The 16,222-nt window shown below is 43.6% G+C and carries 11 protein-coding genes; 9 read left to right on the top strand and 2 right to left on the bottom strand.

Features of this window, described 5'->3' with window-relative positions; translation table 11 throughout:
* From ACTQ9T_RS08110 to ACTQ9T_RS08140, 7 genes are all read left to right on the top strand, one after another.
* Positions 1-1,098: a PilW family protein gene (locus tag ACTQ9T_RS08110; RefSeq protein WP_440464723.1), complete on the top strand. Its 1,098-nt coding sequence runs from the start codon at positions 1-3 to the stop codon at positions 1,096-1,098.
* Entirely contained in the window at positions 1,095-1,883 is a 789-nt protein-coding gene (locus tag ACTQ9T_RS08115; RefSeq protein ID WP_440464724.1) for a pilus assembly PilX family protein, read from the top strand. Before ACTQ9T_RS08110 ends, ACTQ9T_RS08115 begins: the two co-directional genes overlap by 4 nt.
* 48 nt (positions 1,884-1,931) lie before the next feature.
* Complete coding sequence (locus ACTQ9T_RS08120) at positions 1,932-5,735, top strand: hypothetical protein (protein ID WP_440464725.1); 3,804 nt, start codon at positions 1,932-1,934, stop codon at positions 5,733-5,735.
* Between the two features lies 1 nt (position 5,736).
* Positions 5,737-6,234, top strand: coding sequence for a type IV pilin protein (locus ACTQ9T_RS08125; RefSeq protein WP_440464726.1), 498 nt, complete (start codon positions 5,737-5,739; stop codon positions 6,232-6,234).
* 56 nt (positions 6,235-6,290) lie between these two features.
* Positions 6,291-6,761 (top strand): type IV pilin protein, encoded by a 471-nt coding sequence (locus ACTQ9T_RS08130; protein WP_440464868.1) that lies wholly within the window; start codon positions 6,291-6,293, stop codon positions 6,759-6,761.
* A 320-nt stretch (positions 6,762-7,081) separates the two neighbouring features.
* The gene (locus ACTQ9T_RS08135; RefSeq protein ID WP_440464727.1) at positions 7,082-7,603 is read left to right on the top strand and encodes a pilin; all 522 of its coding nucleotides are present in this window, start codon (positions 7,082-7,084) and stop codon (positions 7,601-7,603) included.
* Between the two features lie 219 nt (positions 7,604-7,822).
* The gene (locus ACTQ9T_RS08140) at positions 7,823-8,284 is read left to right on the top strand and encodes a pilin (RefSeq protein ID WP_440464728.1); all 462 of its coding nucleotides are present in this window, start codon (positions 7,823-7,825) and stop codon (positions 8,282-8,284) included.
* Between the two features lie 156 nt (positions 8,285-8,440).
* Here ACTQ9T_RS08140 and fdxA read toward each other — a convergent pair whose 3' ends face one another.
* Together fdxA and mutS are read right to left on the bottom strand one after the other, a co-directional pair.
* Positions 8,441-8,764 (bottom strand): ferredoxin FdxA, encoded by a 324-nt coding sequence (gene fdxA / locus ACTQ9T_RS08145; RefSeq protein ID WP_194620754.1) that lies wholly within the window; start codon positions 8,762-8,764, stop codon positions 8,441-8,443.
* Between the two features lie 102 nt (positions 8,765-8,866).
* Positions 8,867-11,968, bottom strand: coding sequence for a DNA mismatch repair protein MutS (mutS, locus tag ACTQ9T_RS08150; RefSeq protein ID WP_440464729.1), 3,102 nt, complete (start codon positions 11,966-11,968; stop codon positions 8,867-8,869).
* Positions 11,969-12,374: 406 nt separating this feature from the next.
* Here mutS and secA point away from each other — a divergent pair, with 406 nt between their 5' ends.
* A complete protein-coding gene (secA, locus tag ACTQ9T_RS08155; protein WP_440464730.1) occupies positions 12,375-15,176 on the top strand; it encodes a preprotein translocase subunit SecA in 2,802 nt (933 codons plus the stop codon).
* Positions 15,177-15,590: 414 nt separating this feature from the next.
* Positions 15,591-16,124, top strand: a complete 534-nt coding sequence (locus ACTQ9T_RS08160; RefSeq protein ID WP_440464731.1) for a hypothetical protein — start codon at positions 15,591-15,593, stop codon at positions 16,122-16,124.
* Positions 16,125-16,222 lie beyond the last annotated feature (98 nt).

Genomic DNA, 16,222 nt, shown 5'->3' on the forward strand with positions numbered 1-16,222 from the left:
ATGAGTTCACAGTATTGTCAATCAATCTCATCGCATACTACTGTTACACCGCCCAGAAATGTACAAGCATTCAAAAGAGATAACGGTTTTACCTTAGTCGAGCTGATGATTGCTTTGGTACTTGGTCTGTTGATCTCAGCTGCTGCATTACAGGTTTTTTACACCAGCTCGGTGAATAGCCGTCGTCAAGAAGCCAGCTCACAAATTCAAGATAATGCTATTTTTGGCTTTTCTCAAATACAGCAACATCTAAGACGAACCAATTATGGTGCTAAATCTACAAGCGATCATGATGAGTTTTTTATGAATCATTTGACCCCGCAGGGCGGAGTGGTACTCACGGCGCCAAGTGGTACTGATGATAACTGGTTAGAAGGTAATCTATCAGGTTTGGTCTTAGATAGTGCTGCAATTTTAGAAGACTTACTGTCTAATAGCGCATCCGATAATAGTAGTATCAGTAACTTAGACGGCATCGATAATAGCGATCAGCTAACCATTCAATATCAATCTGGTCTAGACGGCTTGTTTGACTGTGAAGGGTCTCGTATACCAAAAGACTTCTATGTGATTGAGCGCTATTTCGTGCGAGATGCAGGACTGGCCTGTGCTTCTGCAATCTATGAATATGATGAGGATACTGCTGGAAGTCCAACGGGGCTTGATATAGCCAGTTACACCGTTCCAGTCGTACCTGCAACATCAAAAGCACCAGCGGTAGCAGCAAGTGTAAAAGATAATAATCTTGCAGGCGCTGGCACTATTATCATACCCAATGTCGATTATTTTAGAGTGCTACTAGGGGTATCAGATAGTACCGCGTTTGCCACTTTTCCTGAGCGAGCAAATATCGCTTATATGCCAATTCCTGCGTCTGGGAGTTTAGCAACAGACCAGCGTATTGTGAGCTTGCAGATAGGCATACTGTCACGTTCTGATAACCCAACAGCAACTCAGCAGTCTAATAATGACTTGAGTTTTAATATACTTGATAAAACAGGGGCAAAGCTCAGTTCAGATGCTATCGCAGGCCCTACTTATCTACGTAGCGTCTACGAGAGTACGATACTATTACGTAATGCAAGAGGTGGATTATGATAAAACGGCTGTCTACAAAGTATCCTAAAACACTTCCTATTGCTCACAGTCAGTCAGGTGCAGTACTGATCGTTGTACTGTTTGTTCTTATATTAATTATGATAGTGGGTACGATTGCAGTAAGGCAAAGTACAACGGACTTAAAAGTGGCAACGGCAGATCAAGTAAATAAACTCTTGTTTCAAGCCAACGATGCCGCGTTAATGAAAGTGGAAAAAGAAGATCGTATCCTAAGCGAGCGCCGTGGTAATGTCGATACGCTCAAAGGCTATATGTCAGCGACACAAAGAGAGGGACATGAAGTTAGCTTTTGCGTACGGCCTCGCAGTAGCAAGTTATTTAGTATTCTTGAGATCAGTGAACGTAACGAAGACGGTGGCTCATTGGCCAACAGAAATAACGGTTATTGCGACCCTGATAAGAGTGACGACTATGTCAGTGAAGGCAGAGTAATGACACAGATGACCTTCGTCAGACCCATAGCTACTGATGACGAAGGTATCCTTAGTAGAGAAGTTGAAGGGACATTTTCTAATAACTTTGATAAACCAGAAAATGGCGGCAATACGACGATAGAGTGTACCACCTTTGTTGGCTACGTCACCTCAGTCATACCGGCACTGTCTCAAGAACCGATGTCTGCTATAGCAAGTTGTCTTAAGAAACCACGTACAGGGTCAGATACCGTAGACAGTTGCCTAACGGCACTTAGCGTTCCGTTTCAGACTCAACAGCAAACCTATCTAAATCAGCCTGTCGGTGTTGAGTGTATTTCTGGCAGCTAACAATAGTATTTTGCTCTTTGCAATACCAAACTTACATGGGTAACTATTATGAAAGTCTTACAAAGAATCAAAAATGATAAAGCCCATGCTATTGCTAGAGGCTGGTCTGTAAAATTACTATCGACCGTTGTTGTAGGCTGTATGGCAACAAGCGCAGGGCACACCTCTGATCGTGAGATTTACCAAGCAGCGAGTAATGGTAATGCCTCTATTATGATGATGTTAGATAATTCGATCAGTATGAATAACAATAGTATTGTAGAAGACTACCCAAATATTAGGTTTAGGTATAGTGGTAGTGATGAAATAAGAGAGCGTTTTTTTAATGATGATGGTATGGATATCGGATATATTCCATACACAGTAGAGTACTATAGACCATCAAGCAATGGCGATAAATACTACAGTCGAATATCACGACTAAAAATGGCACTTATTCCTATGTTTGCCGATCCTAAAACTGGGTTTGGCGAAGAAGTTGCTCTGACCAAATATAAGATCGGATTAGGAAGTTTTTTCGGAGGGTCTCGCGGCGGCGGCGGTCAGATTGATGCACCTATAGCAGATTTAACGCAAGAAAACAGAATCTCATTAATTTATAAAATAGCTGGCCTTCAGCCATCAACATATACACCAATAGCGAATGCCTATGCGGAAGCTGGTGCCTATATGTTAGGAACAAAAACTAAAACAAGTAATTCGTCCTATTCGTCTCCCATGCCTACCCCTGTACCTAATAAGACTAATAACCAGTGTGATGGCTATGGGGTATACTTTTTGACAGATGGTGAGCCCAATAGCGTTTATTCAAAAGCAGATACTCGAAGTTTGATGAATACTAGCCTAGAGGGGGGAGTAACTATTGGTAATTCATGTGAATCTACAGTCATACCTCCGATTACATCTGACGGAACAGCATTTGAAACTGGTCGGAATAGTACAACGTACGGTAAGCCAGCATGGGAATGTATTGGTGAGTATGCCCAAGCACTGTATAGCAAAGACAATGCCAAAAAAGATAGTATTGCGACTGCAACCGTAGGCTTTGGTAACGTCTATAAGGAGCTTAAAGAGAAAGGAAAAACCTCGAAGGTAATCACTAGACCGGGTAAGCCTCCTGAAACGGTAGACGTCTATCAATGTGATGCATCAGGTATCGGCCAAGATGCCAAAAACTTATGTAAGTTAGGTGAAAAAGGTCAAGGCTATGGCGAAGGCGGGTTTTATTATACTGACTCTTCTACGGATATTGCCGATAGTGTCAAATCCTTTATCGAAGAAGTGGGCAGTACAGAGATTGAGTCTATCTCCACAGGCACGATGTCTGTACCGCTTGATAGTCTAGGCGGTCTAAAGTCACGTAAATTTGCTTATCTGCCCATTCTCGATCCAGTACCGGGATCACCGAAGCTATGGAACGGTAACCTCAAAAAGTATAATGTTGTCAATGGTACATTAAAGGGTGATGATAATAATTTTGTATTCGCGGACAGTACGGGTCTGTTTGCCAAAAATACTCATGATATCTGGAATACGATTGGTATCGAACGTCCTGATACCACAAGGCCTGATGGCGGTCTACCGCAAGTTGGTGGTGCGTATCAACAGATATTCGAAAATGCCAATGCGCCTATATTGGGTGATAGGAATTTATTTGTCGATACAGGCAATAGTTTGACCAATCTCAAAGTTACTAATAAAAAGCCAGAAAATTTTGTCTCCTTAACTAATGGAACTGAAAACAATAACGCTAAAAAACTTGCATTGCTGAAATTCATGGGTTATAGCGTAACAGACACTGTTACAGATGGTACAGAGCTAAGCGAACCACAAAATAAAGATCTAAAAAATATCGGTGGCGTGCTGCACTCTACACCGCAGCTTATTACTCAATCTGTAGCAGTCGACGCCTCTGGACAATTTGACACCAGTAAACGTAAAGACTATATCATCTACGGCTCTATGGACGGTGCATTACATATGCTAGATGACAGCACTGGTCAAGAAACCTTTACTTTTGTTCCCAAACAAATCCTTGATTTGCAGCCAGATGCGCTAGCGGGCAATGGTAATGGCACTGCTGTAAACGGTAGCTATCCTTATGGTGTCGATGCCCCTTGGTTGACTTATGTGGCATATACGACCAAGTCAAAGATTGACGAGGAAGAAAAGACAACGATCAATACTTATGAAGCGGCGCAAAGCTTTGCTTTAGGCGGTTTACGTATGGGCGGGTCAATGTATTATGCTTTAGATGTTACTAAGGTTAATGAACCTAAAATGATCTATAGCGTAGGCTCCAACTATGCCAATCGTCGAAAGAGTGCTACGACAGTAGCGTTGAGTGGCACTAAAAACGGTACAACCAATAACACAACACCTGAACAACAAGCCTATGCACGCATGGGCCAGACATGGGGCAAACCGACCCTTGGCTATGTAAAGAGCGGTGGCGAGCGAGTGATGGTTAGCTTCTTACCAGGTGGCTATGATGACTGTTATGAAGATCCACAATTTAAACTAGGCAATAATGCAAGTAGTGAAAGTTGTGCAGATAAATCAAAAGCTCAAGGTAATGCCATGTATATGGTGCAGATGGGAAAAGTTGAAGATGCGACTGATGATAATGATGGAACACCAGTATTTAATGGCGAAGAGACAGTAGATACCTCTGATGGTAATGGTGATCTGCTATGGTGGGCAAGTAATCAAGGCAGTTCAGCAAACAACACTTCTCGTAGTACCTCGTTGCAATACTCTAGAGATGATGACTTAAAGCACAGCATCGTCACCCAAGTGAGAGCGATAGATCGTAATTACGATGGTCTGACCGATCATATTTACTTCGCTGATCTAGGCGGGCAAGTATGGCGCGCTGATATTAATAATAATGCAGATACGGATACTTTCAAAGTAGACCGTGTGGTAAAAGTGCTAGATGTCAGCGATCAAGCGACCGGCACCACCGACACCGACGCTCCGCCACGTATATACGAGCGCCCTTTGATTACCTTCTACAATGGTAAATATGACTATAATAACGCTGCTGATGAAAAGGGCACTTACTCAGGCGTACAAGCGATGATAACCGTAGGGACAGGCGATCGCAGTAGCCCAGTATCAGCTGAGAGAAATAAACCTGATGCGCTGTATACCGTCATAGATAAAGACGTCAGCCGTAGAGATTTATTTGATTATGATAGTGATGCAGCATCTACGATCAGTTTGCGTACTCCAGTCATAAAGGTTAGCATTCCGACCGACAAAAAAAGCAACAAGCTCCAGCAGCTCATGTTTACTGATGCAGACAGAGGTAACACGGGTATCAGGCAGAACATGATTAATAATGAGGTACAAGGCTGGTATATGCCCTTTACCTATTGGGATGATGGCGAAGTATCTACTAGCAAATACAAGCTCAAAATGTTTAATGAGCCGGATGCTATCGCTGGTGTACTGATATCCTCGACATACAACCCTGATGAAGGGCAAGATATCCAAGCTTGTAGTGCGGGTGTCAAAGGCTTAACCCAACGCGAACGTACCTGCCTACCTTATGGTAGCTGCTCAGAAGATGTAGATACATCACGCTCAACCTTTGTTGCAGGCTCAGGTATCGTCGATAATATTATCAGTCAATATAATGATACTGCTGTGTTCTCAAGCCTCGTCAATCGCTGTGAAGGCGATGACTGTAAACCTGATCTCATTTGTCCAAGTGGCGATTGTAATGATAACAAAAACAAGGATGGAAGTAATAAATTCATTGAATGTGTCGGGCCAAGCTGCGGCGTGGGAAGTGGTATCAATACCGACAAACGTATCAATCCATTAAGCTGGCTGGAACATTGACATGTGTATAAAAGCAAATAGCTCTATCACTCGGCAGATGGGTTTTACGTTAATAGAGCTGATGGTCACAGTCGCAATCGTTGCTATCTTGGCAGCGATTGCGCTACCGAGCTATCGCGCTTTTATCATTCGTAATGCTGAGTCCGACGCACAGCGCAAGATGATGACGCTAAGTGTCGAGCTGGAGCAGTGGCGTGCGAAAGCACTGACCTATAGAGGCTTCGAGCCTAGAACCGACACCATCAGCAATGCGGGGGTGATCAATTTGCCTGCAGCCGATCCGCGCTATACTATCACTCTAGGTACCATCAATGGAGGTGCTTTTAGCACGCTACAAGGCGCAGGTCAGCTCGCTAACAATTGGGTGATGCTCGCCACGCCTGTCAATATAACAGGGGCGGATAACTTCTTATTCAATAGCCGAGGACTCCGCTGTGGTAGTACGACGAGCATAGCGGTATCCGATCTCAACTGCGGTGCAGGAGCGACGACATGGTAACGTTGTCACTAGAGACAAAAAAGCTCACCCTAGATCGACACTCATCTACTCAGACAATGCAGCAAGGAGGCTTTACGCTGATAGAGCTGATGATCGTCGTGGCCATCATCGGTATCTTAGCAGCCATTGCCTATCCCAGCTATCAAGGTTACATCGAGCGAACCAATCGTGCGGAAATGATGAGCGAGATGCAGCAAATCGCCAGTCGCATCGAGTCTAATAAAATAAACTACAAACGCTATGACAGAATACCTTTATCTTCTGTATTGTCAGGCACTCCTGCAAGTGATGGTAGTGTAAATTTCCCCAGTTCGGGAACGAGGCTCTATACCGTCATAGTCGGTACAGGAACATGGGGAGAGACAAGCTGGACGACAAGTACGGGTACATTAGGAGGGCGTGACTGGACGATTAGAGCTATACCAGTTGCAGGTCAGCGCATGGTAAATGATGGTAGCTTAACGTTAGATAGCACTGGAAAGAAATGTAGAAAGACCTATAGCGATCCATGTAGCGAATGGAAATAATTGTCATATACATGTGTCATGACAAAAAACGTCAGCCAAAATTACTATTTGCTCTTAAAAGTATATCAGTTGACAATTTTCAGTAGGTTGGTAGTAACATTGGTAACGGTAGGTAAGGATAAATAAACAATAAATGTCTGAGTGATGCCGAAACTAGGAGTTATAGCCGTATTTTAGCTATAAAAACAATAATAGCGATGTTTTGGCACGCTACCTGCAGCAGTTATAGTAAGAAAGAAATTTATCATATCCCTAAAGATAAGATGCGCCAATATCAACAATTAGCCACTTTATCTTTATATACCCCAAAAGGAATTCTTATGAACACTGCACAAAAAGGTTTTACCCTAATCGAGCTAATGATCGTTATCGCGATTATCGGTATCTTGGCTGCGATTGCGCTACCTGCGTATCAAGATTATACGGTTCGTGCTCGTGTATCTGAAGCACTTGTCGTTGCTGGCGGTGCTAAAACCACGGTAGCAGAAAATATTACTGTTAACGGTGGTGTAATCCCTAAAGGCGAAGCTTGCGCAGGAGTGAGTCAATTTGAATCCAAAGAAGATGGCACAGATGCAGCTGATAAAGGTGTAGGTAATGTTGTCAGTCTTAAATGTGATCCAAATACTGGTGCTATTACTACAAAAATGAATGATAAAGGTAAAGGGGTAGCGTTAAAGCTAACTCCAACTGCTGATGTACTTGGAGAAGATGCAGTTGGAGATATTGATGCTGGTGGAACAGCAGAAGTAGTCGCTAGCAATAATCCTGGTATCTCTTGGGTATGTTCTACAGGCTCGGATAGCTATAAATATGTACCAGCTGAATGTCGTAATTCGTAATCTTGCTATTTAATAATAGCAAGCGTAGGCTGGGCTTTTAGCCCAGCTCAAATCACGCAAGGTTGTGATGCTGGGCAAAATGCCAAGCCTACAAAGCATCTCCTTTAATATCAAAAGCCAAACGTAATGTTTGGCTTTTTTTATAACTATTAACACTGCTGGTACGATGTATGTATTAATAAATGAATGCTTACGATATTTTAGCCATTATGGGTCACTATGAAATCAATGACAACTCACTATAATAGAATGCAATCTGGCTTTACTTTAATAGAGTTAATGATTGTGATCGTCATCATAGGTATTTTGGTTGCGATTTCCATACCGATTTACCAAAACTATATTAAGAAAGCTGCTTACACAGAAGTTATTGTAGGCATGACAGCTGCTAAGACAGCAATTGATAATTGCTATGCCGTGAAGAAGACTCTAACTAAGTGTGATACGGTAGGCAAGATCGACGAATCGCTGCCTTCAGGTGTTACAGAAAAAGTGCTTAACACAGTGACTATTACAGAAAATACGGCAGTAATTACTGCCATACCTAATACTTATAGAGGCATTAAAGGTGTGGGAACTACTGTACCAGAAACTTGCAAGCTATCTCCGTTAGTAGGAGCGGCTGGTAGCCTAATTTGGAATTATAGCGGCGTCTGTGTAGACAAAGGTTACGTTAGATAGTAAGCGTAGGCTGTGGCTTTAGCCCAGCCCAAACTTTGTAATATCATAATGCTGGGCTAAAGCCACAGCCTACGAGATAGGCATTAGAGCAGGATTTAGATAAACAAAAAGGCTGGACAGTGTGCCCAGCCTACTTCGGTAATACAACTTTAAAACCTACTTCTCTAAATATTGAATCTTACCTTGTACGCCATCCCACTTTTCAGCTTCTGGCATTTGACCTTTCATCTCAGTGATGTTTGGCCATTTTTGTGCCAGCTCTTCGTTTAGTTGAGTAAACATTTCTTGATCTTTTGGTACTTCGTCTTCTGAGAAGATGGCATTGGCCGGACATTCAGGCTCGCATAGCGCGCAGTCGATGCACTCATCAGGATCGATGACGAGGAAGTTTGGGCCTTCATAAAAGCAGTCCACAGGACAGACTTCCACACAGTCGGTGTATTTGCAAAGAATGCAGTTATCTGTAACGACAAAGGTCATAGTGATGTCTACCTGTTATTGGTTGAGCTAATAAATAGATGAAAATTCTTATATTAGGATAGGACATATTTTAGCGCCTTTAAGGCTATTTGACAATTCCCTTTAATGACTAATGAATTTCTTAAGATGATAGAGAAGGTCATGTGCTTGCTTCGGTGTTAGGTTGTCAGGGTTAATGGTGCTTAGTTCATCTTGTAAGCTAAACAGCTGATTTTGCTGTGTATTGTTGAGTGTGTTTGATGTTTGAGTAATATGAATCGCCTCTTGGTCTAGAGGATGACCATCATAAGCCTGCTGGCGTTTATCCTTTACTGAATTAGCTAAGTCATTTTTGTCATCAACTTTATCAACAACAACTTTTTCATTTTCTGTTTTTACGCTATTTATTTTCAAGTTATCTACTAAATAACGCTTGGCATCATTTAATACCTGAATAGGAATGCCAGCCATCTTTGCGACGTGCAATCCAAAGCTAGAGCTGGCGGCACCTTCGCGAATTTGATGTAGTAGCAGCAACTGACCATCGACTTCACTGGCAGCGACATGGACATTACGAATGTTAGCATGATTGGCTTCACCATCCTTTGACAATTGCGTCAGCTCAAAATAATGAGTGGCAAATAAGGTCAGGCAGCCAATCTCGACCAAGCGATTGACACAGGCATGAGCAATTGCCAGACCATCAGTAGTAGCTGTACCGCGCCCAACTTCATCCATCAATACAAGTGATTTACTCGTTGCTTGATTCAGGATGTTAGCAGTTTCAATCATCTCCACCATAAAGGTTGATTTACCACCTGCTAAATCATCAGCCGAGCCAATACGGGTAAAGATACGGTCGATATCACCGATATGAGCACTAGCTGCTGGGACGAAGCTACCGCAATGCGCCAGTAGGACGATTAGCGCTGTTTGGCGCATATAGGTCGATTTTCCACCCATATTAGGACCAGTAATCATCAATAGACGCTCAGAGTTTTCAGCGCTACCAAGTGCGCAATCATTGGCAACGAACTGGCTAGTATGTTTTGCATGACTGTTTGAACTGGTGCTATTCCCAAGGTTAGTTGGATTTAGTACGGCTTCGACGACGACATGACGACCTGCTTTTATATCGATACGGGTTTGACTGTTATTATTCAAGCCATTCTTCGAGTGATTGTTGTTTAAGCCACTATCATCTTTTGAGTCATTGCTCATGGCTGGACGTTGCCAGTCATAAATGGTTGCGAGCTGTGCCCAATTGCTAAGCACATCTAACTGGGCGATCGCAGCGCTCAGCTGTTGTAGTTCGGCTAAGTGGCTGCTTAAAATGGTTAACAGTTCATTATATAGCTGCTTTTCACGAGTCAATGCTAATGTCTGTGCACTCAGATACTCGGTCTCGACCTGTTTTAGCTCATCAGTAATAAAGCGTTCGCTGCTTTTCAGCGTTTGCCGACGGATAAAGTGCGCCGGTGCACTTTTTGCCTGCATTTTTGGGAGTTCAAAATAAAAACCGCTGACTTTATTAAAGCCCACTTTTAGGCTGGGTAATTGGCTCTCTTGACGCGCACGCTCTACCATCTCATCTAAGGTCACTTGGATATTGTCATGCAGATGAGTCAAACGATCAAACTCTTCATCATAGCCAGCTGCAAGCATACCACCATCACGAATATGGGCGGGCGGTTCTGCGATAATGGCACGCTCAATCAGCTCGGCGACGGACTGTACCGCAGGTAACTGGTCGGGTAATTGCTGCATCAGCATCGGCAACAGTCCTGACTGCTCATGGCTAATGCCTGAATTTATCAGTAGAGTAGTAATCTGCGCGCTACTGGCGATACCGTCGGCAAGCTTACGTAAGTCACGAGGTTTGGCACTCATCAGACCGATTCGGCTACTGATTCGCTCAATATCGCCGATGGCATTTAGGGTCTCACGTAAGTTACTGACTAATGAATTACTTTCTAAATTTTGCTTAAGCTCTTTATTTTCGTCAGTTTGATTGTCTGTCTGCAACAGACTGGTTATCGCATTTAGGCGCATATTGATACGTGAATGCTGACGTAGAGGGCGCTTCATCTGCTGTACCAGCAATCGTCTACCCATTGGGGTCTGACACTGGTTCAGCACCGATATCAATGAAGTGCCGCTGTTGCTGACAGGCGTAAATAACTCAAGGTTTTGCTGACTATTGGCATCGATGATTAAGTAATCATCATTATACTCAACGATGAGTTGATTGACTTGTGGTACATGACGCTGCTGGGTTTGCCGCGCATAATGTATCAATGCTGCACAGCTAGATTGAGCTAATGGGGCGTCGTTAATCCCTAGACCATCGAGACGTTGCACGCCAAACTGCTGACAGAGGGTTGTGCTGGCATGCTCACGGTGAAAATCATTGGCAGCGACTTCGATAATAGGACAGTCAAGATTTTGACGTAGCCACAGCAGCCATTCTGCATCAGTACCATTAATACTATTGCTGAGTACTTCGCTAATGATACATTCACTGGGCGCGAAGCGTGCGAGCACCGTGAGCATTTGGGTTTGTAAGCCTTCAATATCATTTTTATCCGCTGTTAGGCTTTGGGTGGTCAACGTGCCAGCAGCTAAATCCATTTGGCTAATGGCAGCTTGTAGTGGCTGATTGCTATTCAATTTAGGCATAGCAATATCAATGGCGACCACAGTAGGGGTATGGTTTGGCGCAATTAATGCATCATCGGTAATTGTACCTGCCGTCAGAGTTTTGACCACTTCACGACGCATAATACTGCCAGCAGTCGATTTGCTTTTATCTTTTTTCTGCTTATCGCCCATCGTAGGCGTATTGGACTTATTACTCGCATTGCCAGTGGTTGATTCGTCGATTTGCTCGCAGACGACGACTGTCTGCCCAGCCGCAATCAGCCGTGCCATATAGCTGTCAGCCGCATGAAACGGTACGCCTGCCATCGCAATCGTGTTGCCTGCTTTGTCCGTACCACGGCGAGTGAGCGTGATATCAAGTATTTGTGCCGCGCGCTTGGCATCATCGAAAAATAACTCATAAAAATCACCCATGCGGTACAGCAGTAGCGCTTGTGGATAATTGGCTTTCATGGTTAGATATTGCACCATCATTGGCGTATGGTCTGCTAAATGATAAACGGCGTCACCTATGACTAACGGTTCAGGTGAATGAGGGCTTTGAGCGATTGGTTTGACAGTCATGCACGGTCTCTTGTGGTTCTTAGATAAGTTTACGATGGGTGAAATGATGTGGTTATAAGAATGAATAGTCATCAAACTATGGCTTTGAACGAGGCGTTCAAAAGCTAAGTACCTTAAAGGTATAAGCGCTATTTTAACACGTCCTGCGCCACTTTTACGTTGGCAAATATCTGCTCGCTGCCCTTGTATCCATCAGCGCCATAACCATATATAATGACGGCACACTTAGTTGGGCGATACTTCATTAGGCGACATGTTATCAGGCAGTATCTTATTCATGAGTGCTTTGTTAATCAGTGCTTTGTTAAGCGTTACTTAGTCGGGTGATGACAAGGATGACAAGGCAGCACACTAAACCTTAGCTAATGCGCACTAATTATCGAATATTTCCATAGGTCAAAAAATTATGTTATCAAAGATTATAGGCAGTGTCGTTGGCACCAAAAATGACCGCGAACTAAAGCGCATGCGCAAAGTGGTCAGCAAGATCAACGCACGAGAAGCTGAAATACAAGCCCTGTCTGATGAGCAATTACAGCAAAAAACCGAAGAGTTTAAAGCCCGCCATCAAAAAGGTGAGAGCTTAGATGCATTGTTACCAGAAGCGTTTGCCGTCTGCCGTGAAGCGTCACTACGGGTCAATGGCATGCGTCACTACGATGTGCAGCTGATCGGTGGTATCACCTTGCACGAAGGCAAAATCGCTGAGATGAAAACCGGTGAGGGTAAAACCTTAATGGGTACCTTAGCCATGTATCTAAATGGCATCAGCGGTAAAGGTGTGCATCTGGTCACGGTCAACGATTATTTGGCAGCGCGTGATGCTGAATTGAACCGTCCATTATTTAGCTTTTTGGGCATGACGGTTGGGGTCATTTATTCGCAGCAACCGCCACAAGAAAAGATTGATGCTTATCAAGCCGATATCACTTACGGTACCAATAATGAATATGGCTTTGATTATCTACGCGATAACATGGTGTTTAGTTTAGGCGAGAAAAAGCAGCGCTCATTAAACTTCTGTATTATTGATGAAATTGACTCTATCTTAATTGATGAAGCTCGTACGCCGTTGATTATCTCGGGTCAAGCCGAAGATTCTTCACGTATGTATGCGTTGATTAATACCATTATTCCTGTGCTAATCCGTTCAAAAGATGAAGAAGCCAACAAGAACAACGAAGAAGAAGATTTTTGGATTGATGAAAAGAACCGTCAGATTGAGATTAGCGAAAAAGGCTATGAAAAAATTGAGCGCTTCTTAATTGAAGTGGGCGAGCTTGGCGAAAACGAAAGTTTATATAGCCCAAGCCGTTTGCCATTGTTGGCTCACGTACAAGCTGCCATTCGTGCTCATCATGTGTTTGTCAAAAACGTTCATTACATTGTCGATGAAGGCGAAGTGGTCATCGTTGATGAAAATACCGGTCGTACCATGCCGGGTCGTCGCTGGTCAGAAGGTCTGCATCAAGCGGTAGAAGCCAAAGAAAATGCTGAGATTCAAGCAGAAAACCAAACGCTGGCAACAACGACATTCCAGAATTACTTCCGTCTGTATGAAAAGCTATCCGGTATGACGGGTACGGCTGATACTGAAGCGGCAGAATTTAAGTCAACCTATGACTTAGATGTCATCGTTATCCCAACGCACGAGCCGATTGCGCGTATCGATATGGATGACCAGATTTTCTTAACCAAGTTAGGCAAATACAAAGGCATTATCCGCGAAATCAAAGAGATTCAAGCCAAAGGTGCGCCAGTCTTGGTGGGTACCGCGACGATTGAAGCCAGTGAAGAATTGTCTTATTTGCTCGATGAAGAAGGCGTCAAGCACAACGTTCTAAACGCCAAGCAGCATGAGCGTGAAGCAGAAATTATCGCGCAAGCGGGTAGCCCAAAATCTGTCACGATTGCCACCAACATGGCTGGTCGTGGTACAGATATTATTCTTGGTGGTAACTGGCAATCGTTTATCGAAGACATTGACTCTGTCAGCCCAGAAGAGATGAAGCGCCTCAAAGCGGAATGGCAAGTCAGGCATGACCAAGTCGTTGCCGCGGGTGGTTTGCATATCATTGGTTCTGAGCGTCATGAATCGCGCCGTATTGATAATCAGCTACGTGGTCGTGCTGGTCGTCAAGGTGACCCTGGTATGTCACGTTTCTTTTTATCGCTCGAAGATGACTTGATGCGTATCTTCGCAGGCGATCGTGTCGTAAATATGATGCGTGCCATGGGTCTCAAAGAAGATGAAGCCATTGAGCATAAAATGGTCTCAAAATCGATTGAAAACGCCCAAGGCAAAGTAGAAAGCCGCGATTTTGATGCGCGTAAAAACTTGCTCAAATATGATGATGTTGCCAATGAGCAGCGTAAAGTCATCTACGGTCAGCGCGATGATTTGTTAGCAGATATGGATTTGTTAGAAGCCATTGAAATCATGCATCATGAAGTCTATAACGCCATGATCAGCCAATTTATTCCGCCAGGATCTATCGATGACCAATGGAATGTTGACAGTCTAGAAGATGAGCTTGAAGATGAATTTAAGATATCAATGCCTATTAATGATTGGCTAGATGAAGATCGCCGCCTGGATGAAGAAGGGCTACGCGCCAAAATCATTCAGACAGCACTGGATCATTATCATGGTCGCCGTGAGCAGATGGGTGAAAAAGATGCTGCCCAGCTTGAGCGTCACTTTATGCTTCAGAGCCTAGACAAACATTGGAAAGAACATCTGACGCAAATGGATCAGCTGCGTAAAGGCATTCATCTGCGTGGTTATGCGCAAAAAAACCCTGAGCAAGAATATAAGCGTGAATCATTTGAGTTGTTCCAAATGATGCTAGGGGCGATTAAATCAGAGACCGTACAAGATTTATCACGTGTGCATATTCCAACCAAAGAAGAGTTAGAAGCATTAGAGATTCAGCAGCGTGAGAATGCTGCGCATATGCGCATGCAATTCGAGCATGATGATGTGGATAATTTGGATAGTAGCTCGAACAGTCCAGCTGGTCAACCGCAATCACAGAACCGCAGCACTGGTGGCGGTGTTGCGGCAGCTGGCATGAGTGCTGCTGTGGCTGGTAATGGTGGTCATGCTAATGAGCCTAACCCTTACGCTGGTATGAACATCAGCCGTAATGCACCTTGTCCTTGTGGTTCAGGACTTAAGTATAAACAGTGCCATGGCAAAATCTAGGGCGTGTCATCATTTAGATTGTGAGACTTAAAATGAGGAAAATTGCAGCCAAACAAGGAAGAAATTGCCGTAAATATGAACATATTGACAAGATTTCTGACGATGTTTGGCTAAATTTAGCCATTTTAAGACCACTAAATGTATTCATGTGCTAATTGATGACACGCCCTAGTCATTAGTTGCCATAAGCTCACGTTTATAGACTGATAAACCAATAAGAAAGCCCTTATCTAATTTAGATAGGGGCTTTCTTATATTCGTTAGACCGTCTTTTTATGGTTAAACTATATTTTATGGTCAGAGCATGCTCTTATGAAATGCCCAAACACTTTGTATTGATTACTTACAAATTCAGCATAGGCGTGAATTTATGGACACGCTATAGTGTTTAACATATCTATTTGGGAGAGTATTATGAGTTTAGAACGATTAAAACAGTTGCGTACCTCTGTTGCGATGACAGCTTTATTGGCTGGCGCGTTAACCGTTGGTGCCTGTCAGCAAAAGCAAGAGCCTGAACAAAGCTTAGAAGACGATATAAGTGCGGAGCAATCTGTGCCTATGTCTGCTGAACCTGCCGAACCTAATGATGTGATCGTCGCTCCTACAGATGCGTCAGCCAGTCAGGTCGAGAACGATACGGTTGCCTCAGTGAATGGTGGTGTGACACAAATAAATTATTTGTGTGCCCCTGAACTACAAGTCGAAGCGACTTATAAAGATGCTGATAATCAAGTGGTCCTTGCTACCGCTCAAGGAACAGCAACCTTGATGAAAACCAATGATGCCAGCAATCCTGAAGTATTTGAGGCCGCGACTGGTATGGATGGGAAAGCAGGTTTTGTTCAGTGGCGTGTGGCACATGAAGCGCGCGAAACCGGTGTGATGCGAACAGCAGGTGCAGATGCCGCTACTGTGAGCACTTATGAATGTAAGAAAACATCATAATAATACCAAATCCAAAAAGCAAAATGAGGACACGCCCTAGCTTCGTCAAACTCGTTTAGTCTACAGTAGGTAGTAATTTCATTCGTTTTCCTTGCTAC

The organism is Psychrobacter sp. ASPA161_6, from assembly GCF_051970285.1.
Classification (GTDB): Bacteria; Pseudomonadota; Gammaproteobacteria; order Pseudomonadales; family Moraxellaceae; genus Psychrobacter; species Psychrobacter glaciei.